The organism is Lonsdalea quercina, assembly GCF_900107885.1.
GTDB lineage: Bacteria > Pseudomonadota > Gammaproteobacteria > Enterobacterales > Enterobacteriaceae > Lonsdalea > Lonsdalea quercina.
The window spans coordinates 1-26020 of record NZ_FNQS01000006.1 but is presented as its reverse complement, the minus strand read 5'-3'; the positions used below and the strand labels follow the sequence as shown (position 1 = coordinate 26020).

The window sequence follows — 26020 nt, the reverse complement described above, 5'->3', positions numbered from 1 at the left end:
GCCGCTTTTTGCGTGATAACGCCGACGAATTGGCGGATTCAACCTCAAAGGCGTCCATTTAGCGACGGTTTTGAGTCTTAACCACCTTAAACATCGCCCGGGCCACGGGTATAAAAAAAGCCAGCAGGTAAACACCGGCCGGCTTTTTGGAGATTGTTTCTGTTACATCGATTTTCTGGTCAGCTCGATAACGCGCAGTTTGGCAATGGCTTTGCTCAGTTCAGCAGAGGCCTGAGCGTAATCCACGTCACCGTGTGAACTGCGGATATGTTCTTCAGCCTTGCGCTTCGCTTCCAAAGCCCGCGCTTCATCAAGATCCTGCCCACGGATGGCGGTATCAGCCAAAACGGTGACCGCGTTCGGCTGTACCTCAAGGGTACCACCAGACAGGTAGATGAACTCTTCATCACCGTGTTGCTTAACAATACGCACCATACCAGGCTTAATGGCCGTCAGCAGGGGGGCGTGACCAGGGTAAATCCCCAGCTCGCCTTCGCTACCGGTCACCTGAATTTTCTGTACCAGACCGGCGAACATTGCCTGTTCCGCACTCACGACATCCAGATGGTAAGTCATAGCAGCCATGTCACCCTCCTATCAAGGCGTTACAGTTTCTTGGCTTTTTCCACGGCTTCGTCAATGGAACCCACCATGTAGAACGCCTGCTCCGGCAGGTGGTCGTATTCGCCGTCCATGATGCCTTTGAAGCCACGGATGGTCTCTTTCAGAGAAACGAATTTACCCGGAGAACCCGTAAACACTTCTGCCACGAAGAATGGCTGAGACAGGAAGCGCTGAATCTTACGAGCTCGGGATACAACCAGTTTGTCTTCTTCAGACAGTTCGTCCATACCCAGAATCGCGATGATGTCTTTCAGTTCCTGGTAACGCTGCAGAATGGACTGCACGCCACGAGCGACATCATAGTGTTCCTGACCCACAACCAGCGGATCCAACTGACGACTGGTGGAATCCAGCGGGTCAACGGCCGGGTAGATCCCCAGAGACGCGATCTGACGGCTCAGTACCACGGTTGCATCCAAGTGAGCAAAGGTGGTGGCTGGCGACGGGTCGGTCAAGTCATCCGCAGGGACGTAAACGGCCTGTACGGATGTGATGGAACCGGTTTTCGTGGAAGTGATACGTTCCTGCAACACACCCATTTCTTCCGCCAGCGTCGGCTGGTAGCCCACCGCGGAAGGCATACGTCCCAGCAGAGCGGACACTTCGGTACCGGCCAGCGTATAACGGTAGATATTATCGACGAACAGCAGAACGTCGCGGCCTTCATCACGGAATTTTTCCGCCATGGTCAGGCCGGTCAGTGCTACGCGCAGACGGTTACCCGGCGGCTCGTTCATCTGACCATACACGAGCGATACTTTATCCAAAACGTTGGATTCGCTCATTTCGTGGTAGAAGTCATTACCTTCACGGGTACGTTCCCCTACGCCCGCAAAGACGGAGTAACCGGAGTGCTCGATAGCGATGTTACGGATCAGTTCCATCATGTTGACGGTCTTACCCACACCCGCGCCGCCGAGCAGGCCGACTTTACCGCCTTTGGCGAATGGGCACATCAGGTCGATAACCTTGATACCCGTTTCCAGCAGTTCCTGTGAGTTGGACAGATCTTCGTAAACCGGCGCTTCACGGTGGATAGCCCAACGCTCTTCTTCGCCGATGTCGCCCTTCATGTCGACTGGCTCGCCCAGTACGTTCATGATACGACCCAGCGTCGCTTTACCTACCGGCACTTCGATAGGGTGACCGAGGTTAGCAACGTCCAGGCCGCGACGCAGACCGTCTGAAGAACCCATTGCAATACAACGAACAACGCCGCCGCCTAACTGCTGCTGTACTTCCAGCACCAGTTTTTCAGCACCGTTTTCAACCTCAAGCGCATCGTACACCTTCGGTACGGCATCCTGAGGGAACTCGACGTCCACCACGGCGCCGATTACCTGGATAATCTTTCCAGTAGCCATCTTGAATCCTCTACGTAATTCGACAATACGTAATTCGTAAACCTGCTTAAACCGCGGAGGCTCCCCCGACGATCTCGGTGAGTTCCTGAGTGATGCTGGCCTGACGAGCTTTGTTGTATACCAACTGCAGCTCTTTAATCAGATTGCCGCCGTTATCGGTGGCGGCCTTCATCGCAACCATTCGCGCGGCCTGCTCGCTGGCCAGGTTCTCTACGACGCCCTGATAAACCTGAGACTCCACATAACGGCGCAGCAGGGTATCCAGCAGTGCTTTAGGGTCCGGCTCATACAGGTAATCCCAGGATTTCTTCTTCAGCGCGCTGTCTTCCGCCGGGGGCAGAGGCAGAAGCTGAACAACCTGAGGCTCCTGAGACATGGTATTGATGAACTTGTTGCTCACCACATACAGCCTGTCCAGACGACCTTCGTCATAGGCCTGCAGCATGACTTTTACCGATCCGATCAATTCAGATAGGCTGGGGGTATCGCCCATTCCAGTCACCTGAGCGACAATGTTTCCGCCAACGGAATTGAAGAAAGAGACGCCTTTTGCCCCTACCAGCGCCAGATCGCTTTCGACGCCCTTGTCGCCCCACTCTTTCATCTCGGCCAGAAGCTTTTTGAACAGGTTAATATTCAAGCCACCACACAGGCCACGGTCCGTAGACACTACAAAATACCCGACGCGCTTCACTTCGCGCTCTTCCAGGTACGGATGTCTATATTCCAAATTACCTAACGCAAGGTGACCAATCACTTTGCGAATAGTTTCAGCATAAGGACGGCTGGCCACCATACGATCCTGCGATTTACGCATTTTGGAAGCGGCGACCATCTCCATCGCTTTAGTGATCTTCTGCGTATTCTGGACGCTTCCGATCTTACTACGTATCTCTTTTGCGCCGGCCATCTTAGCTTCTCCTCAATAGCCTAGCGGTCTGCTGTGAGGCAGACCGCGGGCGATTACCAGGACTGGGTTGCTTTAAAGGTATCGAGGATAGTTTTGAATTGCCCCTCGATTTCATCGTTATAAGCACCCGTCTGGTCGATCTGCTGCAGAAGTTCGCCGTGCTCACGGCTGGCATAGGCCAGCAGCGCTGCTTCGAAACTTCCCACTTTAGACAGCTCAACGTCTTCCAGGTAACCGCGTTCTGCCGAGAACAGTACCAGAGACTGCTGCGCGATAGACATCGGCGCATACTGTTTCTGTTTCAGCAGTTCAGTGACTTTCTGACCGTGGTTCAGCTGCTTACGCGTTGCATCATCCAGATCGGAAGCAAACTGAGAAAACGCCGCCAGTTCGCGATACTGTGCCAGTGCGGTACGAATACCACCGGACAGTTTCTTCATGATCTTGCTCTGAGCCGCACCACCTACACGGGATACGGAAATCCCCGGGTTAACCGCAGGACGAATACCGGCGTTGAACAGGGTGGATTCCAGGAAGATCTGACCATCGGTAATGGAAATGACGTTGGTCGGTACGAACGCGGAAACGTCTCCAGCCTGGGTTTCAATGATAGGCAGCGCCGTCAGAGAACCCGTTTTGTCCTTCACTTCACCGTTGGTGAATTTTTCTACGTACTCGGCGTTGACGCGCGCAGCACGTTCCAGCAGGCGGGAGTGCAGATAAAACACATCGCCCGGGAATGCTTCACGGCCCGGCGGACGGCGCAGCAGCAGAGAAATCTGACGATAAGCGACAGCCTGTTTGGACAGGTCATCGTAAATGATCAGCGCATCTTCACCACGGTCACGGAAATATTCTCCCATAGCGCAACCGGCATAAGGCGCCAGGTACTGCAGAGCGGCAGATTCGGAAGCCGTAGCCACAACCACGATGGTGTTATCCAGCGCGCCGTGCTCTTCCAGTTTGCGCACCACGTTGGAAATAGTGGATGCTTTCTGACCGATAGCGACGTAGATACATTTGATGCCGGAATCACGCTGGTTGATGATGGCATCAACGGCCAGTGCGGTTTTACCCGTCTGACGGTCGCCGATGATCAGCTCACGCTGACCCCGGCCGATCGGAATCATCGCATCGACGGATTTGTAACCGGTCTGAACCGGCTGGTCGACAGACTGACGTTCGATAACGCCCGGCGCAATCGCCTCAACTGCGGCGAAACCGTCGTGCTCTACCGGACCTTTGCCGTCGATAGGCGCACCCAGAGTGTTAACCACTCGGCCCAGCAGGCCGCGGCCGACCGGAACTTCCAGAATACGGCCGGTACATTTCACTTTCATGCCTTCGGCCAGGTCCGCATAAGGACCCATAACCACAGCCCCTACGGAGTCGCGCTCCAGGTTCAGGGCGATGGCATAACGGTTGCCGGGCAGGGAAATCATTTCCCCCTGCATCACATCGGCCAGACCGTGTACGCGGATGATCCCGTCACTGACGGAAACGATAGTACCTTCGTTATGAGCTTCGCTCACAACATTGAACTGAGCAATCCGCTGCTTGATCAGTTCACTGATTTCGGTGGAATTCAGTTGCATGCTCCAGTCCCCTTAAGACTGCAAGACGTCTGCCAGACGATCCAGACGACCACGAATACTGCCGTCTATCACCATATCGCCTGCGCGAATGATCACGCCGGCCATAACAGACTTATCAATTTTGCAATTCAGCTTCACTTTACGTGACAGACGTTGTTCCATTGCAACCGCTATCTTGGATAGCTGCTGCTCGCTCAGCGTCGCGGCAGAAATCACATCGACATCAACTGTCGATTCCTGTGCCGCGCGAAGTTGAACAAACTGTTCCAGTACTTCAGTAAGCACCGGTAAACGCCCGTTTTCGGCCATAACCCTAATCAGGTTCTGGCCCGCATCATCTAGTTGATCACCGCAGACCTCAATGAAGGTATTCGCCAGCGTATGCGGCGCGACAGCGCCGGAAAGCAGTTCGGCGATCTGTTCATCTCGGCTTACTTCCGCAGCAAATGCCAGCATGTACTGCCAGTGTTCAACCGCCTGATGTTCTGCGGCAAAGTCAAAAGCTGCTTTGGCGTAGGGGCGAGCTACCGTGACAAATTCAGACATCAGCCCCTTCCTCCTTACAGTTCAGCGACCAGTTTATCGACGATGTCGCTGTTGGCAGCTTCATCCACGGAACGTTCAATGATTCTCTCGGCACCCGCAATGGCCAGCGAAGCGACCTGCTTACGCAGTTCTTCGCGAGCGCGCTTGCGTTCAGCGTCAATCTCAGCCTGGGCCTGCGCCACAATTTTGTTGCGTTCCGTTTCTGCTTCCACTTTCGCTTCTTCCAGAATCTGAGCGCGCTGCTTATTCGCCTGCTCAATAATGACCTGAGCATCCGCTTTAGCTTTCTTCAGTTGATCGGTCGCATTGGCCTGCGCTAGGTTCAGATCGTTCTTGGCGCGTTCTGCAGAAGACAGACCGTCAGCAATTTCTTTTTGACGCTTCTCGATGGCAGCCATAATCGGCGGCCATATGAACTTCATGCAGAACAGGACAAACAGGACAAACGCAATGGCCTGGCCGAGGATTGTAGCGTTAATATTCACAGCACAATGCCTCTTCGTAAGTTAAATGGTTGATGTTCCATCACCGGGCAAGCACAAGCTTGCTTAGGCGACCGCAAACATCACATACAGACCCAAACCAACAGCGATCATCGGGATTGCATCCACCAGACCCATTACGATAAAGAACTGTGTACGCAGCAGAGGAATCAGATCGGGCTGACGTGCAGCGCCTTCCAAAAATTTACCACCCAGAATGCCGATACCGATCGCAGCACCGATAGCCGCCAAACCCATCATCAACGCGGCAGCCATGTACAGCAGATCCACACTCAGGTTTTCCATGACAGTCTCCAGTTTGTTTCAGTTAAAACGTTATTGTGTTGAAAGAAAATCAATGCTCTTCAGATGCCATCGAGAGATAAACAACCGTCAGAACCATGAAAATAAAAGCCTGAAGCGTAATGATCAGGATGTGGAAAATGGCCCAAGGGACATTCAACAACCATTGAGACCACCACGGCAACAAGCCGGCAATCAGGATGAAAATCAACTCACCCGCATACATGTTGCCAAACAGTCGCAATCCCAGTGAAACGGGTTTGGACAGCAGGCTGACACCTTCAAGAATCAGGTTGATAGGGATAAAGACAGGATGATTAAACGGCTGTAGAGTCAGCTCTTTGACAAAGCCGCCTATGCCTTTCATTTTGATGCTGTAGAACAGAATCAGAATGAAAACGCCTAACGCCATCGAAAGCGTAATGTTCACGTCGGCAGAAGGTACCACGCGCAAATAAGCATGGGCCGGATCGTGCCCGGCGACGCTATAAATCTTCGCCCAAATTTGCGGCAGCAAATCGATCGGCAGCAGGTCCATAAAGTTCATCAGGAAAACCCAGACGAAAATGGTCAGCGCCAAAGGAGCAATCAATTTGCTCTTGCCGTGATACATATCACGCACGCTGCTATCCACGAAACCGACGACCAGCTCAACTGCTGTCTGCAGCTTGCCAGGCACGCCACTGGTTGCGTTTTTAGCGACTGAACGAAAGATGACCAGAAAGAGTATACCGAGAGCGACTGAGAAAAACATCGAATCGATGTTGATCGCCCAGAAGCCCGAACCCACCTGTAAATGCGTCAGATGATGGCCGATATACTCTTGCGGAGTAGAGATTTCTCCTGAAGCAGACATGATGTCCCTTACCCTTTTTGTTGTTAACTACGGTAACGGTTAATGACAGCGGGTGCCACGATTTGGATAACCAACACCGACAAGTATGTCAGGCCAAGCGGAAGGAACGCCGCATGTAACCCGCCTAACGCCACCACCAACAATGCCATGGTGAAGAGCATTTTCAGCGCCTCGCCCACAGCAAATGACCAGGCAATGCGTCCTGCTGACGGTGTCTGCACGTTCTGCCGTAAGGCAAACAGCATAAACACCATATTCGGCAACCAGGCTGCCAATCCCCCGCCTAATGCGGAAACCGCCGCTTTCTGGCTGACCGTGGCGAAAATAGCGCTCAACGTTATCATCGCCACGCATTGTATCAGCAACGAATGCAACGCGACTTTCCCATTGTAAAGGGGTACAGACATGACGCTTGCTCTCCCCGTACCTTTTTTCAGAGGTATGCTGAACAAAGTCGTATAAAACTGCCTTTAGAGCATCGAGTCAAGCAGCAAAAAACGAGCAAATTATACGTTTCAGCCAAGCGAATTCAATCAATAAGTAGCCAAAAGGTGAACGATTATTTAAATTTATTTCAGAAGCCTTATTTTTACTAACTATGCTGTTAACACCGCTTTAATAAAACCAGCACTAAATCGGCTACATTGTGTGATATTACTCACATAAAACGCGCTACAGGGTTTTATATACGATCGGCTTTTTTTTTGTCTTTAGCAAAAATAGCTATTTTTATTTATTTAATTTCAAATAGTTAAAAACCAACACTCAGCAAACATAACAAAACCACAGCGAAAACCGGTTATTGACATTCCGGATAATTTTATCTCACATCATTAACACATATCCGTCACTTAAAACGGCACCGAAATTGCTCGACTGTTTAAAAAAAACACAGCCACTTTCCCGTCAAAATGCATCAAAGACACCGCTGTGTAACATCACATTAAAAATTACTGAGGCCGCTAATTTATCACGCGCACGGCCCTGACTATCGTGTGAAAAGTGCAATTACTTCGTGCTTATTTGATAAAAAACAACATTAAAGCTAACGCAATATCACCAGATGACGCTCCCCTTCTTGCTCGGGGACGCTCAATTTGACGATCGACTCGGCAGAAACGCCCTCCGGCAGCGCATGCAGCTCATCATCGGGAAGCACGCCTTTAAGGGCGTAAAAACGCCCCTGAGGACGCGCGGGAAGATGGTGACACCATTTCACCATATCCTGCAGCGAAGCGAAGGCGCGGCTAATGACGCCGTCAAAAGCAGGCTCCGCGGGGAAGTCCTCTACGCGGCTCTGTACCGGTTCGATGTTTTCCAACTGTAGCTCATGCTGCACCTGACGCAGAAAGCGTACGCGCTTACCCAAACTGTCTAACAGAACGAAATGGGAATCAGGACGGACGATGGCCAACGGAATGCCAGGCAGGCCGGGGCCAGTGCCGACATCTATGAACCGTTGCCCTTCCAGATGGGGTTCTACCACCAAGCTATCCATGATGTGGCGCACCAGCATTTGGTCGGTGTCGCGCACCGAAGTCAAATTGTAGGCCTTGTTCCACTTATTCAGCAGTTCGACATACTGGATCAGCTGCGTTTTCTGGCGATCGGTCAACGTTATGCCAGCGCTGTCCAACAGGTGGTTTAATTTCGTAAGCACGCAAAAATCCTGGTTTTTCGTTCTGTTAGCTTGATAGACATGATGAAGCGCGGCCGACGTCATGCGGTCGGCCGCGCTCTTTTAGGCGCTGCGACGCAGCATCCCTTGTTTCTTCAGCCACACCAGCAAAATGGAGATGGCGGCAGGCGTGACGCCAGAGATACGAGACGCCTGGCCGATGGAGCCAGGCTTGTGATCGTTGAGCTTGGCGACCACTTCGTTCGAGAGGCCGCTGACCTGACGATAGTCCAGCTCAGCCGGCAGCACCGTATTTTCATTACGCAGCTGTTTTTCGATCTCTTCCAGCTGACGGGCGATATAACCTTCGTATTTGACCTGAATCTCGACCTGTTCAGCCGCTTTGGCATCGGCCAGCGCCGGAGCGAACATCGGCAGCTGGGTCAGCAGCGCGTAGTCGATTTCAGGGCGACGCAACAGATCTTCGCCGTTGGCTTCACGCGACAGCGGCGCCTTCAGCAGCGTGTTGATCTGGGCGACCTGCTCAGAATGTGGGTGGACGAAAACATCGCGCAGACGCTGACGCTCTTTTTCGATGCTCTCCAGCTTCTCGTTGAAGTGCGCCCAGCGCATATCGTCCACCATGCCCAGCTGTCGACCTTGCTCGGTCAAACGCAGGTCTGCGTTGTCTTCACGCAGCATCAGACGATACTCCGCTCGTGAAGTGAACATGCGGTATGGCTCTTTCGTGCCCAGCGTGCAGAGATCGTCCACCAGCACGCCGATATAGGCCTGATCGCGACGAGGCGTCCACCCTTCCTGCTCGAAGGCCAGTCGTGCGGCGTTTAGCCCCGCCAACATACCCTGAGCGGCGGCTTCTTCGTAACCGGTGGTGCCATTGATTTGACCGGCGAAGAACAAGCCGTGGATAAATTTGTTTTCCAGCGTCGGTTTGAGATCGCGCGGATCGAAAAAGTCATATTCGATCGCATAGCCCGGACGAATGATGCGTGCGTTTTCCAACCCGGCCATCGAGCGAACAATCTGCCATTGCACGTCGAAAGGAAGGCTGGTGGAAATGCCGTTCGGGTAAATCTCGTTACTGGTCAGCCCTTCCGGCTCCAGGAAAATCTGGTGAGCATTGCGGTCAGCAAAGCGCATGACTTTGTCTTCGATCGACGGACAGTAGCGAGGACCAATGCCTTCGATAACGCCAGCGTACATTGGGCTGCGATCCAGATTGTTGCGGATCACTTCATGCGTACGTTCGTTGGTGTGCGTGATGTAGCACGGCATCTGCGCCGGATGCTGACTGGCCTTTCCCATGAAGGAGAAGACCGGCATCGGCGTATCGCCATGCTGTTGACCCAAAACGCTGAAGTCGATAGTGCGTGCGTCGATACGCGGCGGCGTCCCGGTTTTCAGCCGACCGACACGAAGCGGCAACTCCCGCAGACGTTTGGCGAGCGGTATGGATGGCGGATCGCCCGCTCGGCCACCGCTATAGTTATCCATTCCGATATGAATTTTACCGTCAAGGAAAGTTCCGACGGTCAGGACGACGGATTTGGCGCGGAATTTCAGCCCCATCTGGGTCACGACACCCACCACGCGATCGTTCTCCACGATGAGATCGTCAACGGCCTGCTGGAAGATCGTCAGGTTTTCCTGATTCTCCAACGCCGTTCTTACCGCTTGCCGATACAGGACGCGGTCTGCCTGAGCACGAGTCGCTCGCACCGCAGGCCCTTTGCTGATGTTTAGTATCCTAAACTGAATACCCGCCTGGTCGATAGCGCTGGCCATCAGGCCGCCCATGGCGTCGATCTCTTTGACCAGATGACCTTTTCCGATCCCGCCGATGGCTGGATTGCATGACATTTGTCCTAACGTATCAATGTTATGCGTCAGTAAAAGGGTTTGACGTCCCATTCGAGCAGAAGCCATCGCGGCTTCTGTGCCGGCGTGACCTCCGCCGATCACAATGACGTCAAAAGGATCTGGATAAAACATGGTACTGCACCTCGCGTGGTTGCGAACGATCGTTACGGCCCTGGGGTGGGGGATTCTACTCAAGTTTGTTCGAACGACCAAGCGCGGTTGATCGTCAGGTAATTAAAGAAAGATCTTTTTATTTAAAGATCTCTTTATTAGATCTCTTATTAGGATCGACCATATCTGTGGATAACCCTAAATAAGCGAGAATGATCATGCGATTAAGCGGGATCATTAGCTGTGAAAGATCGGTGATCCCACTCCGTATAAGCTGGGATCTGAATGGGACTTTATGCACAGGTCAGAAAACAAACAGTAGTTGTTACTGGGATAACTACCGGTTTTACCCGTGATATAACGTGTTTTATCCACAGGTAAAGGTGTAAAAAAAGGCATTATCTGAGTAAATTAATCCACGATCCCAGCCATTCTTCCGCCGGATCTTCCGGTATTTCGTGTTCGGTGATGTCGATCTTGAGGATTTCACCGATCCTTTTCGCGCCACGATCCTGCAAAACGCGGTCAGCGGTCAGGATCGCGCCGCAGTATGTGTCGTACTCTTTACTGCCGATCCCGATAGCGCCAAACCCGATCTCCGAGAGGTCGGGTTTATTCACTTCTATTTCTTCAAACAACGTTTTCAGGTTGTCAGGCAGGTCGCCAGCGCCGTGCGTAGAGGTGATCACCAGCCATAACCCTTCCGTAGGCACTTCACTGAGTTCTGGGCCATGCAACAGCGTGGTGGAAAAGTCAGCCTGTTGCAGCAGGGTTTCCAAATGCTCTGCGACGTACTCCGCGCTGCCAAGCGTGCTACCGCTAATAAGAGTGATATGGGTCATACACGATCCCGTCGGATGAAAAGACGGGACATTGTACGCTGTGATTTTGGTGGGATCTACCTGTGGATAATAGGGGGATAGTAAAAAAGGGTTAGGGCGTGATGGTCCGCATGATGGGGTTTTGCAGGGAGATCAAGGTCTCCGTGGACTGAATTTCATCAATGGTTTGGATCTTGTTGATAAGTACATCCTGCAATGCGTCGATAGAGCGGCACATCACCTTGATGAACACGCTGTAGTGCCCAGTGGTGTAATAGGCTTCCACCACTTCTTCCAGGTTATTCAGCTTTTCGAGCGCGGCGGGGTAATCTTTGGCGCTCTTCAAGATAATGCCGATAAAACAGCATACGTCGTAACCCAGCTGCTTGGGATTTACGTCCAGACGCGTGCCGACAATGATGCCCGCCTGCTTCATTTTTTCTACCCGAACGTGGATGGTGCCGGGGCTGACAGCGAACTGCTTGGCAAGCTCCGCATAGGGCGTACGCGCATTTTCCATTAGCGCGCTGAGGATACTGCGGTCGAGTTCGTCCATTGAATAGGTGTCGGCCATATCTCGTCTCTATTGTTGTCTGTTTCTGCGTTTTACTGCGAATGCTGGATTGAAGCAACGTCTATCACGGAGGAGTCGGAAAAAACCGAGCGGGTGTTCAGTTTTTCGTATGATGCAGGCGACGTTGCAAACGGCTTTTCAGACCGGTATTGAAGCGCCAGATATGGTCGAAAATAGTTAAGATGCCCGGTTTCCCGTGATCGGACATCGCCACCGCATGAAAACGATGATGATACTGACGCTGGCGCCGACGGACTTCCGTGATCAACGGCTCGGGAAGACGCTGGGCGATAAAGTCCGAGATCATGACGGCATCCGCATCCTGCCATTGCCGACTGGCCATGATATCTAGCAGGGCGGCGATGCAGTCCGCCATGTCCGTACCGCCGCGGAACGACTGATTAAGAAAACGAATCGCTTCATCCAGACCGTTGGCGGACGTCAGCTCGTAGCTCACGACGCCCGTCGAGAACAGAATGATGTAGCAGCGGCGGTTATCTTCCAGCGCGATACGCATCAACGCCAGACAGAAGGCTTTGGCGCAGCGTTCATTGAAACCGCCCATCGAGCCGGAGGTATCCACGCAGACGATGAAGGGGCCGCGCGGCTGCTGCTCCTGATTTTGATGAACGACTGGACGCTCCTGAATCTTTTCGCGCCAGCCTTCGCCCTGCAACCGGTAAGTGAGCAGTCGGTGTTCCGCCAGGCGGCGATAAAACTCGTACTCCAGTTCGTCGACGCCAAGCGTCGACAGTTCAGTCGGGATCAGCCGCAGAATATCGTCACTCTGGTGGATGCCGCTGACCTGTTCCGGCGTCAAGGACGGCTCGCGAATCCTCACCTTGAACGGTTCGAGCGGCGTCGTCTGGCTGAGTACCGTTTTGGTTGCATTGCTGCGGCCCAGGCGTTCCGCCAATTGCTGAAGCTCGGGCTGTTGCTGCAAGAAGGCGCTGGTGGCGAGCAGCGGTTGCAGAGCCGGGGTCAGGCGCTTTCCAACGCTGAGATCCCATAGACGGCCGGCGGCGGTGTCGTTTTCCGCCAGCACCGGAATCAGTGATTCGGTGACGGTGAGACGCTGCTGTAACTCCTCCAAAAGCGTATCCCGCTCCTGATCGACGATTCGATGATGCAGTTCCAGCGTCTGCTGTGTCAGGCTGGCGCGCCAGCGCTGGATAAATAACGTGTGTAATCCCGCGCTCATCTCATGGTCGGCGGCATCCGGCGAGTGGCGTAGTTTGTCCGCCTGAGCCAGAAACGGCGAATTGACTTCTTTCAGCAGGGTCATCAGCTCCGGCAGGCGGGATGGCAAAGTATGGCGACTGGTGGCCAGCGCCCGTTGGTAGCCTTCCACTTCCTTTTCGAGTTCTTCCGGGGCCGCGGTGGTATGGAGCCGCTGCTGCAACAGCGTTTTCCACCTGGGGAGATCGTTCATGACGGCGGATTTTAGTCGCGGGTGCTTTTCGAAGAACATCGCCAGTTGCGGCGTCGACAGCAGCGTGACGAGCATATCGTCCAGGAGATGGTTTTCATCGATTGAAAGCAGGAGTTCCAGCGATTCCAGCGTCAGCATTGGGGATTACTCCTGTCGAGACTGTTCTATCTGTTCATCGACCAGCCGCAGGCTTTCTTCAATCCTTGCGAACCACTCTTTAGGGACGAACAGACAAGGCTGATGCTGCGAGAAGCGGCGCTGCTGTTCCTTGAGCTGAAGTTTTAGCGTGTCGTACTGCTGTACCAAAGACTCGGGCAGCTTGATGTTGTTTTTGTCCGGCAATGAAAGCGTGGTGCTCTGGAGGCTGATGTCATGGACCACCAGATGCTGGGCGTCGTCCACTTTCATATCAATACGCTGCCCGAATCCAAGCCCATTGAGTTTGGCGCGAATCTCTCCTCCGGCATTCAGCCAGTGCGACAAAGCCTTGGTCTCGAAGACCAGATGGGTGACCGTTCGGTCATTCAGCACCAGCGGGGTTCGCAGCACCAGCGTCAGTGTCTCGTCGGCGAGGGTTTCAGGCAGCGTGTAATGCGGCTTGCGAGCGAAGAAATTCCCCTGTTTTTCCACCCGAAAGGCCTGAAGCTCACTCTGTTGCTGTTCATACTGCTGCCGTTCGAGATTGAGCTGCTGGAGTCGGTAAAGCAGCGTCTGCTGCTGGTAGGCATGCTCGGTCATCAGTTGAATCATCAGCTGTTTCACCAGATCGTACGAGGTATTGTCGTGCCACAGGCAATCTTTGAGCAGGATGATATCCACCGGCGTGATGTTGTCCCGCCCGCTGAAGAAGGCGCTGGCCTGAAGCAGACGAATAGCTTTTTTCCACCGGCGATCGGAGACGTAGGGCGCGTTTTCCTGCGAGTCCAGCAGCTGGCGTAGTTGGAAAATTAAATCGAAGCACGCATCCGGCAACGTTATCTGATTAATAAGTGATTGCCACTTCACATACTCTTCGCCGCTGATGCTCAAGGCGTCGCTGACCGGATTCTCGCGTTCCCCGTTGCTGGTGGTCAGCATGGCCCGGAAGTTCTGTTTATCCTGCACGCGGCCGAGCCACAGGCGGATCAACATACGGTCGTATAGCGCTTCCAGACTGCTGTCGGCTTCTGGCAGTTCGTTAGAGGCGGTGACCAGCAGGCGCATGGGAATAGGCTCTTCGCTGTCGCCATTGCGAAAACGTCGTTCGTTGATGGCGGTCAGCAGGGTATTCAGTATTGCCGGACCCGCCTTCCATATCTCATCCAGAAAAACGATTTCCGCTTCCGGCAGGTAGCCTGAGGTCAGACGCTCGTAGCGTCCTTCGTCTTTCAGCGCCTGGATAGACAACGGTCCGAAGACTTCTTCCGGCGTGGAAAAACGCGTCATCAGATATTCGAAAGCCCGGGAGTCCCTGAACGCATATTTCAGACGGCGGGCGATAAGGCTTTTCGCAATCCCCGGCGGACCAAGTAAAAAGACGCTTTCTCCGCTGAGCGCGGCCAGCAGGCATAAGCGTATGGCATGTTGTCTTTCATACAGACCGTGTTCGAGGGCTTGGCTCAGGCGGGCGATTCGGTCAGCCAGCGCGGTGGGTTGTATCATTATTTATCCATCATTGCCGTCAATCACGGTTTGAGATTACCAGTCTGGCAGGAGAATTATTAGCTGATTATGGGCATTGTTAGCCGCGTTAATCAATAATTGTCCCGTAAACGAAACGGTAAGGCGGGTTTTAAAAATGGGCTTTTAGCGTGATTTGTGCATACTGAGCGTTTTTGGGGCCGCTCAACGAACGGGTGGTTCTATGTGTTAATGGACTATAGAAGATAGGCTTTATGAATTCAGAACATAAACGTCCATTGCCAGCAATTACGCTGGCAGCTATAGGGGTAGTATACGGCGATATCGGTACTAGTCCTCTCTATACGCTCAGGGAATGTTTGTCCGGGCAGTTCGGTTTCGGGGTGGGATCAGATTCTGTCTACGGGTTTCTGTCGCTGATTTTCTGGTTGTTGATACTCGTCGTTTCAATGAAATACCTGAGTTACGTCATGCGGGCGGACAACGCCGGGGAAGGGGGCATATTGACGTTGATGTCTCTGGCCGGGCGCAACACCACGGACCGGGTCACGGCGATAGTCGTTATTATGGGGTTGATCGGCGGCAGCTTTTTCTACGGCGAAGTCGTCATAACACCGGCTATCTCAGTGATGTCGGCGATAGAGGGGTTGGATATCGTCGCGCCCTCATTAGAATCTTATATTGTCCCCGTTTCCATCGCCGTTCTGACGCTGCTGTTCATGATCCAAAAACACGGTACTGGACGCGTGGGGAGTCTGTTTGCGCCGGTGATGCTGGTATGGTTCCTGACGCTCGGCATTCTCGGCGCGCGCAGCGTGATCGATAATCCGCAGGTCTTGCAGGCGCTAAACCCGATGTGGGCCGTGAATTTCTTCGTCAAATATAAGATGGTGTCGTTCTTCGCGCTGGGCGCCGTGGTGCTGGCCATCACCGGGGTGGAAGCCTTATATGCCGATATGGGCCACTTCGGCAAACTCCCTATTCGTATCGCCTGGTTCCTGGTGGTGCTGCCATCATTGATACTTAACTATTTCGGTCAGGGCGCGCTGCTGCTGAAAGATCCCGAAGCCATTAAAAACCCCTTCTTCCTGCTGGCCCCTGACTGGGCGCTGATCCCGCTGTTGGTACTGGCCGCCTTAGCGACCATCATCGCCTCGCAGGCGGTCATCTCTGGCGTTTTCTCCCTTACCCGTCAGGCGGTTCGTCTCGGTTATTTGCCGCCGATGAAGATTGTGCACACCTCCGATATGGAGTCCGGGCAAATCTATATTCCGGTGATCAACTGGCTGCTGTATGTGGCGGTCGTGTTAGTGATCGTCAGCTTCGAACACTCGAGCCGATTGGCTGCGGCGTATGGGATTGCGGTGACTGGCACGATGGTGCTGACCAGTATTCTGGTGTGTATCGTCGCGGTCAAAAACTGGCACTGGTATCGCTATGTGGTCTATCTGATGTTGGCGTTACTGCTGATGATCGATGTGCCGATGTTCCTGGCCAACGCCGTGAAAATTTTCTCTGGCGGCTGGTTGCCTCTGGCGCTGGGCATGGTGATGTTCATCATCATGACCACCTGGAAGAGTGAGCGTTTCCGGTTGATGAGGCGGTTAAATGAACACGGCAACTCGCTGGAGGCGATGATTGCTTCACTGGAGAAAAACCCGCCGGTACGGGTGCCGGGCACGGCGGTTTATTTTTCCCGCGCCACGCACGTCATCCCCTTTGCGTTGCTGCATAACTTGAAACATAACAAGGTGTTGCATGAACGCGTGGTTCTGCTGACGATGAGGACCGAAGATGCGCCGTACGTGCATAACGCTCGCCGGGTAACGGTCGAACAGCTTTCTCCGTCCTTCTGGCGCGTTATCGCCAGCTATGGGTGGCGGGAAACGCCTAATGTGGAAGAGGTCTTCCACCGCTGCTGGCAGGACGGCCTGACCTGTCAGATGCTGGAAACCACTTTCTTCATGTCTAACGAATCGCTGATTATGGGAAAACGGCCTTGGTATATGCGCGGTCGCGGCAAGCTGTTCATGATGCTGAGCCGCAACGCGCTGAGAGCTGCAGACCAGTTCGAAATACCGCCTAACCGGCTGATTGAGCTTGGTATCCAGGTGGAAATCTAGTGACCTCGGGTTAGTGGCCAGGTCAGCTGGGCGGAGAATCCGCCGCCCGGCAGATTAGCGAACCGTGTCGTCATACCATGCAGGTGGGCGATCCGGTTCACTATCGACAGGCCCAGTCCGCTTCCCGAAGCTTCCTGACCGGGCGGACGAAAGAAGCGTTCGCCCAATCGCTGCAAAATCTCCTCATGTACGCCCGGCCCTTCGTCGGCCACTTCCAAACCCTCCCTCGTTAACATGATGCGCACGACGCCGCCTGTGCCGTTACTGCCATAACGAAGGGCATTATCCAGCAAATTGCGCACCAGCAGCGTCAACAACAACGCATTGCCCGCCGTTTCTACGGGCGTTTCCGGCATAGTGAGCTTCAGCATCATGCCCTGACGCCGGGCTTCCTCGGTCTGATCGGCGACGGCCTGCTGAAGCAGCGGCTGCCAATGCACCGTTTCCGAAGAGGCAGGATTGTCGTCGACGTCGAGACGAGAAAGGGTCAGCAACTGATCGACCAACCGGGCCGCCCGGTCGATGCCCGCGTCCAACTGACCGAGCGCGCGTCGACGCATCGCGTCATCGTCATGAGCCAACTGGACCACTTCGGCCTGCACCTTCAGCGCGGCTAACGGGCTGCGCAGTTCATGGGCGGCATCGGAGGTGAAACGACGCTCCCGCGTCAGCATGGCGTTGATGCGGGCGAACAGGCCGTTCAGCGCATCTACCAGCGGGCGCACCTCTGGCGGAACTCTCTGCGCACTGATGGGCGAGTCGTCGTCGGGACGGCGCTGTCCGAGCTGGCGCGCGATAGGCGTCAGCGGCCGCAGCTCATAGGTGACCAGCAGGAACAGCAGGATCAGCATCACTGGCAGGGCGGCCAGCCAGGGCGTGAGATTGGTTTTTACGATATCGAGCGCCATATCGTGACGATATTCCACCTCCTGCCCGACGGCCACCACATAGCGTTTATCCGGCATGGTCAGCCAGACCAGCCGCCAGAGATCATCGTCGTCGTGCAATTGGCCGGTGGTGAAGCCATCGTGTCGATAGTCCGAGAACAGAAACCGTTTGCCGTTATCGTCATCACTCAGTACCCGCTGTCCGTCGGTCCGGAAAATGGCGAAGGCCAGCGCATCCTCATCCTGTTCGCCTCGCGCCTTTTTCGTGATTTGCCGGGCGGCCGGTAGCGCCTGAGGTTGGAGATCCTGCGGCGTGAGGGTGGCCAGCCGTTTGGCGAACAGGAGTTGCTGGGTATCGAACAGCTCGTTGATGTTATGCCGAGTCTGTTGCCAGGCCAGTATGGCGGCTGCGCCCCAGCACAGCAGCGTTAGCAGCATAAATCCCAGCAGCAGACGCAGGCGCAGATTCAAACGGCTCATGGGGCCTCTCCCAGTCGGTAACCCACGCCGTGGACGGTTCGAATGACATGGCTGCCCAGTTTTTTGCGCAGATGATGAATGTGGACTTCCACGGCGTTGCTGGAGACGTCATCGTCCCAGCCGTACAGCTTTTCCTCCAACTGAGCGCGCGTCAGGATCCGACCTGCGTTCATCATGAACAGCTCCAGCAGCGCCAGTTCGCGCGACTTCAGCTCGACCGGCCGACCGTCGACGGTGACGGCGCGCGTTCCCGGCTCTAACGCCACGTTATCGTAGACGAGCTTTGGCCGCAGCTCGCCGTGACGGCGGCGGATCAGCGCCTGTAGCCGAGCGGCCACTTCGGTGAGGGCGAACGGTTTGCACAGGTAGTCGTCTGCGCCCTCCTGCAATCCCTGAACCCGATTTTCCAGCGCGTCGCGCGCGGTCAGAATCAGTACGGGGATTGTCTCCCCGGCCTGCCGCCAGCGTCGCAGAATGACCAGACCATCGATTTCGGGCAGGCTCAGGTCCAGCACCACCGCGTCGTAAGGGGCGGCGTGCAGCGCCTGCATACCCTGTTCGCCTTGCACGAACCAGTCGACGCTAAACCCCAGTTTGGTCAATCCGGCTTTGATGCCGTCGCCTATCAGCCGGTCATCTTCTATCAGCAGTATTCTCATTTTTTTCCACCTTGCGTTGGGGGGATGTTATCGGGGGACGGTACTGACAGAACAGCCCAAAGGTTCGGAAATGTGGCGCAGACCACCGTATGGATAAAGATAACGGATGATTGGCTATCCTTAAGATCCTGTTAAGAAGATTTTGTTTAAGTGGCGCTGTAAGGCAAATGAAACGCAGTTTTACCCTACGGCAATCAAATATTAATAAGGAGTCTTTATATGAAAAAAACAGCAGCGTTATTCGCTATCACCGCACTGTGCGCCGCCCCGGCTTTTGCCGCTCAGACCGGCGGATTTGTGGAACCTAATGCCTCCTCATCCCCGGCACATTCCGCCGGCGGGTTTTCCGGTCCCGACGGTAGCGTGACGACGGTAGCGAAAGCCAAAGAGCTGAAAGACGACAGTTGGGTGACGGTGCGCGGCCATATTGAACGCCGCGTCGGCAGCGAGGATTATCAGTTCCGCGACGAAACCGGCACGATAACGGTCGAGATCGACGACAAATACTGGAACGGCCAGAACGTGACGCCGACCGACAAGGTGGAGCTGCAAGGCGAGATGGATAAAGGCTTCAATTCGGCAGAGCTGGATGTCAAACAGGTGAAGAAAATCCAGAACTGACACGTCTCGAACACCTCTCCTTTCCGGGCGGGTTACCCCGCCCCTCTTCGCATCCTTTCACTTTCCTCCACCTTTCTTACGGTCTCTCCGCTGTTTTTATGGTGTGAGCGAAACGTTTCGATAGCGATCACATTTTGGTTACATCATGATTGTCTTCCCAGCCCCGTTTGCTCATTATCCGGGCAAGCGAAACGTTTCGCTGAGGGGGAATGATGAAAAAAGGTGTGTTGCTGAATACCGCGATTTCTGAGGTGATAGCTCGTCTGGGTCATACCGACAGCATCGCGATCGCGGATGCCGGACTGCCGGTGGCGGAGAAGATTCTCCGCATCGATCTGGCGCTCACCCACAACGTGCCCGAGTTTATGCAGGTCGTGGCGGCCGTGACTGAAGAAATGCAGGTGGAAGCGGCCATTCTGGCCAAAGAGATCATCGAGAACAATCCTCGTATTCACGATGCGCTATTGCAGCATTTACTCCAGCTTGAACAACGTCAAGGCAATACGATTTCGCTTCATTACGTCACCCATGACGCATTCAAACAGCAAAGCGCTCAAAGCCGGGCCGTGATCCGCAGCGGGGAGTGCTCCCCTTATGCGAACGTCATCCTGCGCGCGGGCGTCACTTTCTGAGGCCGCTATGCAACCTTTACTGCAACTGCACGGCATCACCAAATCTTTTCCGGGCGTTAAAGCGCTGTCTGGCGCGGGACTGAACGTTTATCCGGGCAAAGTCATGGCGCTGGTGGGCGAGAACGGCGCGGGTAAGTCCACGCTGATGAAGGTGTTGACCGGGATATACCGCAAAGACGCCGGGAGCGTGTGTTTCCTCGGCGAAGAGGTGGCCTTCAGCGGGCCTAAAGCGTCGCAGGAAGCGGGGATTGGCATCATCCATCAGGAACTGAATTTGATCCCGCAGCTCACCATCGCGGAAAACATCTTCCTGGGGCGTGAATTCACGACGCCGCTGGGCCGCATCGACTGGAAGCGAATGTATGCCGAAGCGGATCGCCTGTTGCAGCGTTTGAATCTGCGTTATGACAGCCGTCGTCCGGTGGGAGAGCTGTCTATCGGCGACCAGCAAATGGTGGAAATCGCCAAGGTGCTCAGCTTCAAATCCCGGGTTATCGTGATGGATGAACCCACGGATGCGTTAACCGATACCGAAACCGCCTCCTTATTCAGCGTCATCGGCGAGTTGACAGCGCAGGGCTGTGGGCTGGTTTACATCTCTCATCGCCTCAAGGAGATCTTCGAGGTCTGCGATGACGTAACGGTGATGCGTGACGGGCAATTCATCAGTGAGCTGCCCGTGGGCGATCTGCAGGAAGAGCGGCTGATCGAGATGATGGTGGGCCGCAAGCTGGAAGATCAATATCCCCGCCTGGCTCAGGCGCCGGGCGCGATCCGGATGAACGTCGATCGGGTCTCCGGGCCGGGCGTACTGCCGGTCAGCTTTACCTTGCACAGAGGCGAAATTCTCGGTGTTTCCGGCCTGATGGGCGCGGGACGCACAGAGTTGATGAAAATCCTCTACGGCGCCCTTCCCCGCACCGGCGGCACGCTGACGCTGGAGGGGCGGGACGTGGTGACTCACTCACCGCAGGACGGTTTGGCGAACGGCATCGTCTATATTTCCGAGGATCGCAAGCGCGACGGTCTGGTGCTCGGTATGTCGGTAAAGGAAAACATGTCTCTGACGGCGCTGCGTTATTTCAGCCATACCGGCGGAACGCTGAAACACGGTGAAGAAGCGCAGGCCGTGAGCGACTTTATCCGCCTGTTTCATATCCGAACCCCATCGATGGAGCAGCCTATCGGATTGCTCTCCGGCGGCAATCAGCAAAAAGTGGCGATAGCGCGCGGACTGATGACGCGGCCGAAGGTCCTGATCCTCGATGAGCCGACGCGCGGCGTGGACGTCGGCGCCAAAAAAGAAATCTACCAGTTGATTAACCAGTTCAAGCAAGAAGGGCTGAGCATCATTTTGGTGTCGTCCGAAATGCCCGAAGTTCTGGGGATGAGCGATCGTATCATCGTGATGCACGAAGGGCGGCTGAGCGGCGAGTTCTCCCGCGATGAAGCGACGCAGGAAGCGCTGATGGCGGCCGCCGTCGGAAAACAACACTACCGCATAGAGCAGGAGTAAGGCCGATATGAGCACTCACACTATCATCGCAAAGCGCCGGTTCGGCAAAGCGTGGCTGCTGGAACAAAAGTCGCTGATCGCGCTGCTGATCCTCATTGCTGTGGTGTCGGCGCTAAGCCCCAACTTTTTCACTTTGAACAATCTGTTCAATATTCTCCAGCAGACGTCGGTGAACGCCATTATGGCGGTGGGAATGACGCTGGTGATCCTCTCTTCGGGCATTGATTTGTCCGTCGGGTCGCTGCTGGCGTTGACCGGCGCGGTGGCGGCGTCGCTGGTGGGAATGGAGGTCAATGCGCTGGTGGCGGTGTTCGTCGCGCTGGGGTTGGGGGCGGCGATCGGCGCTGGCACTGGCTTTATTGTTGCTAAAGGTCGCGTACAGGCTTTTATCGCGACGTTGGTCATGATGTTGCTGTTGCGTGGCGTCACCCTGGTTTATACCAACGGCAGCCCGATCAACGCCGGGTTTTCAGCGTCGGCGGACGTGTTGGGTTGGTTCGGCATCGGGCGTCCGCTGGGCGTGCCTACGCCTATCTGGCTGATGGCAGGCGTGTTTCTGGCGGCGTGGTATGTCCTTCATCATACCCGTTTCGGACGCTACATCTATGCACTGGGCGGCAATGAGGCGGCGACGCGTCTCTCCGGCATCAGCGTGGATAAGGTCAAAATTGCGGTATACGCGGTGTGCGGTCTGCTGTCGGCGCTGGCGGGCATTATCGAAGTCGCGCGTCTGTCGTCCGCGCAGCCTACGGCGGGATCGGGCTATGAACTGGATGCGATCGCCGCCGTTGTTCTGGGCGGCACCAGCCTGGCCGGTGGCAAAGGGCGAGTCATGGGGACGCTGATCGGTGCATTGATTCTGGGGTTCTTGAACAATGGGCTGAATCTGCTGGGCGTGTCGTCTTACTACCAAATGATCGTCAAAGCGGCCGTGATTCTGCTGGCGGTTCTGGTAGACAACAAAAGCAGTAAATAACCGTCATCTATATAGGAATCATCAAGATGAAAATTAAAATGCTTGTGACGTTGATGACCGCCGTTGCCTTAAGCGCAACGCTTGCCACGCAGGCGGCGGCCAAAGAGACCATCGCGCTGGTGGTGTCGACCTTAAACAATCCCTTCTTTGTTTCACTAAAGGATGGCGTCCAGAAGGAGGCGGATAAGCAGGGCTACAACCTGGTGGTGCTGGATTCGCAGAATAATCCAGCGAAAGAGCTATCGAACGTGCAGGACCTGACCGTTCGCGGCGCCCGGTTGTTGTTGATTAACCCCACGGACTCTGATGCCGTGGGAAATGCCATCAAGATGGCCAATCAGGCCAACATCCCGGTGATTACGCTGGATCGCGTTTCCAGCAGCGGTCAGGTCGTCAGCCACGTGGCGTCGGACAATGCCGCAGGCGGAGCCGCCGCGGCAGACTTTATCTCCGATAAGCTGGGTGAGGGGGCGAAGGTCATCCAGTTGGAAGGGCTGGCGGGAACCTCGGCGGCCCGCGAGCGCGGTCGCGGTTTCATGACCTCGGCGAAGCGACACCAGTTTGACATTTTGGCCAGCCAGCCAGCGGACTTTGACCGCACTAAGGGGTTAAATGTCATGCAAAATCTGCTGACGGCGCATCCGACGGTGAAAGCGGTATTCGCACAAAATGATGAAATGGCGCTGGGCGCGCTGCGCGCCTTGCAGACGGCGGGCAGGGATGATGTGCTGGTCGTGGGATTTGATGGCACCGAGGACGGGATAAAAGCGGTGAACGGTGGCAAGCTGGCCGCCACGGTGGCTCAGCGACCGGATCAGATTGGTATCATCGGCGTTCAGACGGCGGATAAAGTCCTGAAAGGTGAACAAGTGCCTGCGGTGATCCCCGTCGATTTGAAATTAACGACCAAACCCTAACGTCAAAGGGATGTATTGACGATACGTCGCGGCTTACGCGGCGTTTTCATTCGGAGAGCGTGTTATGAAAGCCGGAAAACTGGTGGTGCTGGGCAGCATCAATGCGGATCATATTCTCAATCTGACGCAGTTTCCTTTGCCTGGTGAAACGGTGATCGGTAAGCATTATCACGTGGCTTTCGGCGGCAAAGGGGCTAATCAGGCCGTCGCGGCCGGGCGCTGTGGGGCGGATATCGCTTTTATCGCCTGCGTGGGGGCCGACGATATCGGTCAACGTATTCGCCAGCAGCTGGCGGAAGACCGCGTCGACATTTCCGCCGTGGAAGCGGTTCCCGGCCAGACGACCGGCGTGGCGCTGATTTGGGTCAACGATGATGCTGAAAATATGATTGCCATTCACTCGGGGGCGAACGCGGCCTTAAGCCCAAGTGTGATGGCGCGGTTTCAGCAGAAAATTGCTGAGGCGTCCGCGCTGTTGATGCAATTGGAATCACCGTTGGAAACCGTGATGGCCGCTGCGGCGTTAGCGCGGCGACACGGCACCCGCGTCATCCTCAACCCCGCGCCTGCGCGTTCGCTGCCGGACGAACTCCTGACGCAGGTGGATATAATGACGCCCAACGAAACCGAGGCGCAGCATCTCACCGGTATCTGTGTTGAAACGGAGCACGATGCCCGACACGCCGCTCAAGTGTTGCATGACAAAGGCGTGAGCAGCGTCATTATTACGTTGGGACGTCGCGGCGCATGGGTGAGCGAACAGGGGCGCGGACGGCTGATCCCGGGCTTTCAGGTAGAGGCTGTCGATACCATTGCCGCAGGGGACACCTTTAACGGCGCGTTGCTGACGGCGCTATTGGAGGAAAAGTCGATGCTGGAAGCCGTTCGTTTCGCTCATGCTGCTGCTGCGATCGCAGTAACGCGACGTGGGGGTCAGCCGTCAGTACCGTGGCGTAATGAAGTTGAGGCTTTTTTGCAGGAACAGGAGTAATTCTTGGCAACGATGAAAGATGTCGCCAGAGTGGCGGGCGTATCCACGTCAACGGTGTCTCACGTTATCAATGGCGACCGTTTTGTCAGCGAAGCCGTGCGCGGGAAAGTCTTGCTGGCGGTTAAGCAGTTGAACTATGCGCCGTCCGCGCTGGCCCGCAGTCTTAAAATCAATCAAACCCGCACCATCGGTATGCTGTTGACGGCGAGCAGCAACCCCTTTTATGCAGAGGTTGTGCGCGGGGTGGAACGCAGCTGCTATGAGCGAGGCTACAGCCTGATCCTGTGTAATACGGAAGGCGACTCCGAGCGTATGAGCCGCAGTCTGGAGACGCTGTTGCAAAAACGGGTGGATGGTCTGCTGTTGATGTGCTCGGAGAGCTGCCCCCTCTCTCCGGACATGATGAGCCGATACCCTACAATGCCGACGGTCATGATGGACTGGGCGCCTTTCGAAGGGTGCGGCGGAGTCATTAAAGACAATTCGCTGCAGGGCAGTGAGATCGCAGTACAGTACCTGATAGCGCAAGGATATCGCCGTATTGCCTGTATCACGGGGCCGCTGGATAAAACCACGGCGCATAATCGTCTGGAGGGTTACCGGAAAGCGATGGACGATGCGGGATTGCCTCGTTTTCCTTTCTATGAGGTCTCCGGTGATTTCGAATTTGACTCCGGTTATCGCGCAATGCAGCAGTTGCTAACGTTAGATCAACCACCGGAAGCCGTTTTTGCCTGTAACGATGCAATGGCGGTGGGCGTTTACCGTGCGTTGCATCAGGCCGGGTTGTCCATTCCCGAGGATATGGCTGTGATGGGGTACGACGATATAGAACTGGCGCGCTATCTCTCTCCTCCGTTGACCACGATTCATCAGCCTAAGGATGAATTGGGTGAACTCGCTATCGATACACTGCTGTATCGAATGACGGATCCGGACTCTCCGCCGAATGTTTTGACGTTGACGCCGGAGCTGGCAGTCCGGGAGTCGGTAGGGACATATCGTCATCGTTGCTGACGGTGCGTGATTTATAGACGATATGGCGGTAAATCGCGGTTTTTACATCCGCTTTGGGTAAAAAAAATCCACTCGATAATATTTTTCATATTAACGCTTGTCAGCCCGAAATAACTCCCTATAATGCGCTCCCACTGACACGGCAAAGCGGACAACGCGACGCGGTGACAGTCGGAGAAAAACGAAGAAAGTCGTTGACTCTGAATGAGGCAAGCGTAGTATACGCGGCCTCACGTTAGTCGCCACGGCGGCAACGAAACGCTCTTTAACAATTTAATCAGACAATCTGTGTGGGCACTCACAAGACACTATCGCAATCAGATACGAAAAAGTCTTGAAGAGTGAACAACAGTTAATTCATTACGAATGAACAGTAAATTCTTTGAGCATCGCTATTAACTTAGCAAATCAAGCTTTTAATTGAAGAGTTTGATCATGGCTCAGATTGAACGCTGGCGGCAGGC

Annotated in this window: 25 protein-coding genes; 8 read left to right on the top strand and 17 right to left on the bottom strand. The window is 54.8% G+C overall.

What is annotated here, in order from left to right; genetic code table 11:
- Positions 1-162: 162 nt before the first annotated feature.
- The 15 genes from BLU64_RS09575 to ravA all read right to left on the bottom strand — a co-directional run bounded on the left by BLU64_RS09575 (position 163) and on the right by ravA (position 14758).
- Positions 163-576, bottom strand: a complete 414-nt coding sequence (locus tag BLU64_RS09575) for a F0F1 ATP synthase subunit epsilon (protein WP_026738603.1) — start codon at positions 574-576, stop codon at positions 163-165.
- A gap of 29 nt (positions 577-605) precedes the next feature.
- A complete protein-coding gene (atpD, locus tag BLU64_RS09570; RefSeq protein WP_026738604.1) occupies positions 606-1988 on the bottom strand; it encodes a F0F1 ATP synthase subunit beta in 1383 nt (460 codons plus the stop codon).
- A gap of 46 nt (positions 1989-2034) precedes the next feature.
- Entirely contained in the window at positions 2035-2898 is an 864-nt protein-coding gene (atpG, locus tag BLU64_RS09565) for a F0F1 ATP synthase subunit gamma (protein ID WP_026743763.1), read from the bottom strand.
- Between the two features lie 53 nt (positions 2899-2951).
- The gene (gene atpA, locus BLU64_RS09560) at positions 2952-4493 is read right to left on the bottom strand and encodes a F0F1 ATP synthase subunit alpha (protein WP_026743762.1); all 1542 of its coding nucleotides are present in this window, start codon (positions 4491-4493) and stop codon (positions 2952-2954) included.
- A gap of 12 nt (positions 4494-4505) precedes the next feature.
- Positions 4506-5039, bottom strand: coding sequence for a F0F1 ATP synthase subunit delta (gene atpH, locus BLU64_RS09555; protein ID WP_026743761.1), 534 nt, complete (start codon positions 5037-5039; stop codon positions 4506-4508).
- Positions 5040-5053: 14 nt separating this feature from the next.
- Positions 5054-5524, bottom strand: a complete 471-nt coding sequence (gene atpF / locus BLU64_RS09550) for a F0F1 ATP synthase subunit B (protein ID WP_074728505.1) — start codon at positions 5522-5524, stop codon at positions 5054-5056.
- 63 nt (positions 5525-5587) lie between these two features.
- Complete coding sequence (gene atpE, locus BLU64_RS09545; protein WP_005976545.1) at positions 5588-5827, bottom strand: F0F1 ATP synthase subunit C; 240 nt, start codon at positions 5825-5827, stop codon at positions 5588-5590.
- A 49-nt stretch (positions 5828-5876) separates the two neighbouring features.
- Positions 5877-6680, bottom strand: a complete 804-nt coding sequence (gene atpB, locus BLU64_RS09540) for a F0F1 ATP synthase subunit A (RefSeq protein ID WP_026743759.1) — start codon at positions 6678-6680, stop codon at positions 5877-5879.
- A gap of 23 nt (positions 6681-6703) precedes the next feature.
- Positions 6704-7087, bottom strand: coding sequence for a F0F1 ATP synthase subunit I (gene atpI / locus BLU64_RS09535; protein ID WP_026743758.1), 384 nt, complete (start codon positions 7085-7087; stop codon positions 6704-6706).
- Positions 7088-7725: 638 nt separating this feature from the next.
- Entirely contained in the window at positions 7726-8340 is a 615-nt protein-coding gene (gene rsmG / locus BLU64_RS09530; RefSeq protein ID WP_074728667.1) for a 16S rRNA (guanine(527)-N(7))-methyltransferase RsmG, read from the bottom strand.
- A gap of 81 nt (positions 8341-8421) precedes the next feature.
- The gene (mnmG, locus tag BLU64_RS09525) at positions 8422-10311 is read right to left on the bottom strand and encodes a tRNA uridine-5-carboxymethylaminomethyl(34) synthesis enzyme MnmG (RefSeq protein ID WP_074728503.1); all 1890 of its coding nucleotides are present in this window, start codon (positions 10309-10311) and stop codon (positions 8422-8424) included.
- 377 nt (positions 10312-10688) lie between these two features.
- Complete coding sequence (gene mioC, locus BLU64_RS09515) at positions 10689-11132, bottom strand: FMN-binding protein MioC (RefSeq protein WP_074728501.1); 444 nt, start codon at positions 11130-11132, stop codon at positions 10689-10691.
- A 91-nt stretch (positions 11133-11223) separates the two neighbouring features.
- On the bottom strand, positions 11224-11685 hold the full coding sequence (asnC, locus tag BLU64_RS09510; RefSeq protein ID WP_026743754.1) for a transcriptional regulator AsnC: 462 nt from the start codon (positions 11683-11685) through the stop codon (positions 11224-11226).
- Between the two features lie 97 nt (positions 11686-11782).
- Entirely contained in the window at positions 11783-13255 is a 1473-nt protein-coding gene (gene viaA / locus BLU64_RS09505) for an ATPase RavA stimulator ViaA (protein WP_074728499.1), read from the bottom strand.
- Between the two features lie 6 nt (positions 13256-13261).
- Complete coding sequence (ravA, locus tag BLU64_RS09500) at positions 13262-14758, bottom strand: ATPase RavA (protein WP_074728498.1); 1497 nt, start codon at positions 14756-14758, stop codon at positions 13262-13264.
- 233 nt (positions 14759-14991) lie between these two features.
- On the opposite strand from ravA, the gene kup reads away from it, so the two are divergent.
- Positions 14992-16860, top strand: a complete 1869-nt coding sequence (gene kup, locus BLU64_RS09495; protein WP_074728496.1) for a low affinity potassium transporter Kup — start codon at positions 14992-14994, stop codon at positions 16858-16860.
- Here kup and qseC read toward each other — a convergent pair.
- Together qseC and qseB are read right to left on the bottom strand one after the other, a co-directional pair.
- Entirely contained in the window at positions 16857-18227 is a 1371-nt protein-coding gene (qseC, locus tag BLU64_RS09490) for a quorum sensing histidine kinase QseC (protein ID WP_074728494.1), read from the bottom strand. The genes kup and qseC overlap by 4 nt on opposite strands.
- Complete coding sequence (qseB, locus tag BLU64_RS09485) at positions 18224-18886, bottom strand: quorum sensing response regulator transcription factor QseB (protein WP_074728492.1); 663 nt, start codon at positions 18884-18886, stop codon at positions 18224-18226. The genes qseC and qseB overlap by 4 nt, the downstream gene beginning before the upstream one ends.
- A gap of 219 nt (positions 18887-19105) precedes the next feature.
- On the opposite strand from qseB, the gene BLU64_RS09480 reads away from it, so the two are divergent.
- The 7 genes from BLU64_RS09480 (at position 19106) to rbsR (ending at position 25556) form a co-directional block, all read left to right on the top strand.
- A complete protein-coding gene (locus tag BLU64_RS09480; protein WP_026743748.1) occupies positions 19106-19507 on the top strand; it encodes a YgiW/YdeI family stress tolerance OB fold protein in 402 nt (133 codons plus the stop codon).
- Positions 19508-19719: 212 nt separating this feature from the next.
- On the top strand, positions 19720-20139 hold the full coding sequence (gene rbsD / locus BLU64_RS09475; RefSeq protein ID WP_026743747.1) for a D-ribose pyranase: 420 nt from the start codon (positions 19720-19722) through the stop codon (positions 20137-20139).
- 7 nt (positions 20140-20146) lie between these two features.
- Positions 20147-21655 carry a ribose ABC transporter ATP-binding protein RbsA gene (gene rbsA / locus BLU64_RS09470; protein WP_026743746.1) on the top strand — a complete coding sequence of 503 codons (1509 nt, stop codon included), beginning with the start codon at positions 20147-20149 and terminating at the stop codon, positions 21653-21655.
- Between the two features lie 7 nt (positions 21656-21662).
- A complete protein-coding gene (gene rbsC / locus BLU64_RS09465) occupies positions 21663-22631 on the top strand; it encodes a ribose ABC transporter permease (protein WP_026743745.1) in 969 nt (322 codons plus the stop codon).
- Positions 22632-22657: 26 nt separating this feature from the next.
- Positions 22658-23548 carry a ribose ABC transporter substrate-binding protein RbsB gene (rbsB, locus tag BLU64_RS09460; RefSeq protein ID WP_026743744.1) on the top strand — a complete coding sequence of 297 codons (891 nt, stop codon included), beginning with the start codon at positions 22658-22660 and terminating at the stop codon, positions 23546-23548.
- Positions 23549-23612: 64 nt separating this feature from the next.
- Positions 23613-24539, top strand: a complete 927-nt coding sequence (gene rbsK / locus BLU64_RS09455; protein ID WP_074728490.1) for a ribokinase — start codon at positions 23613-23615, stop codon at positions 24537-24539.
- Positions 24540-24542: 3 nt separating this feature from the next.
- Positions 24543-25556, top strand: coding sequence for a ribose operon transcriptional repressor RbsR (gene rbsR, locus BLU64_RS09450; RefSeq protein WP_026743742.1), 1014 nt, complete (start codon positions 24543-24545; stop codon positions 25554-25556).
- The last annotated feature ends 464 nt before the right edge of the window (positions 25557-26020 follow it).

Coding starts and splice junctions, on each gene's coding strand:
- atpI (WP_026743758.1), bottom strand. CDS start 7,087: ATGTCTGTACCCCTTTACAATGGGAAAGTCGCGTTGCATTCGTTGCTG.
- kup (WP_074728496.1), top strand. CDS start 14,992: ATGAATTCAGAACATAAACGTCCATTGCCAGCAATTACGCTGGCAGCT.
- viaA (WP_074728499.1), bottom strand. CDS start 13,255: ATGCTGACGCTGGAATCGCTGGAACTCCTGCTTTCAATCGATGAAAAC.
- atpE (WP_005976545.1), bottom strand. CDS start 5,827: ATGGAAAACCTGAGTGTGGATCTGCTGTACATGGCTGCCGCGTTGATG.
- atpA (WP_026743762.1), bottom strand. CDS start 4,493: ATGCAACTGAATTCCACCGAAATCAGTGAACTGATCAAGCAGCGGATT.
- atpG (WP_026743763.1), bottom strand. CDS start 2,898: ATGGCCGGCGCAAAAGAGATACGTAGTAAGATCGGAAGCGTCCAGAAT.
- rbsB (WP_026743744.1), top strand. CDS start 22,658: ATGAAAATTAAAATGCTTGTGACGTTGATGACCGCCGTTGCCTTAAGC.
- rbsA (WP_026743746.1), top strand. CDS start 20,147: ATGCAACCTTTACTGCAACTGCACGGCATCACCAAATCTTTTCCGGGC.
- rbsD (WP_026743747.1), top strand. CDS start 19,720: ATGAAAAAAGGTGTGTTGCTGAATACCGCGATTTCTGAGGTGATAGCT.
- asnC (WP_026743754.1), bottom strand. CDS start 11,685: ATGGCCGACACCTATTCAATGGACGAACTCGACCGCAGTATCCTCAGC.
- rbsK (WP_074728490.1), top strand. CDS start 23,613: ATGAAAGCCGGAAAACTGGTGGTGCTGGGCAGCATCAATGCGGATCAT.
- atpD (WP_026738604.1), bottom strand. CDS start 1,988: ATGGCTACTGGAAAGATTATCCAGGTAATCGGCGCCGTGGTGGACGTC.
- atpH (WP_026743761.1), bottom strand. CDS start 5,039: ATGTCTGAATTTGTCACGGTAGCTCGCCCCTACGCCAAAGCAGCTTTT.
- BLU64_RS09480 (WP_026743748.1), top strand. CDS start 19,106: ATGAAAAAAACAGCAGCGTTATTCGCTATCACCGCACTGTGCGCCGCC.
- rbsC (WP_026743745.1), top strand. CDS start 21,663: ATGAGCACTCACACTATCATCGCAAAGCGCCGGTTCGGCAAAGCGTGG.
- ravA (WP_074728498.1), bottom strand. CDS start 14,758: ATGATACAACCCACCGCGCTGGCTGACCGAATCGCCCGCCTGAGCCAA.
- BLU64_RS09575 (WP_026738603.1), bottom strand. CDS start 576: ATGACTTACCATCTGGATGTCGTGAGTGCGGAACAGGCAATGTTCGCC.
- qseC (WP_074728494.1), bottom strand. CDS start 18,227: ATGAGCCGTTTGAATCTGCGCCTGCGTCTGCTGCTGGGATTTATGCTG.
- atpB (WP_026743759.1), bottom strand. CDS start 6,680: ATGTCTGCTTCAGGAGAAATCTCTACTCCGCAAGAGTATATCGGCCAT.
- mioC (WP_074728501.1), bottom strand. CDS start 11,132: ATGACCCATATCACTCTTATTAGCGGTAGCACGCTTGGCAGCGCGGAG.
- qseB (WP_074728492.1), bottom strand. CDS start 18,886: ATGAGAATACTGCTGATAGAAGATGACCGGCTGATAGGCGACGGCATC.
- mnmG (WP_074728503.1), bottom strand. CDS start 10,311: ATGTTTTATCCAGATCCTTTTGACGTCATTGTGATCGGCGGAGGTCAC.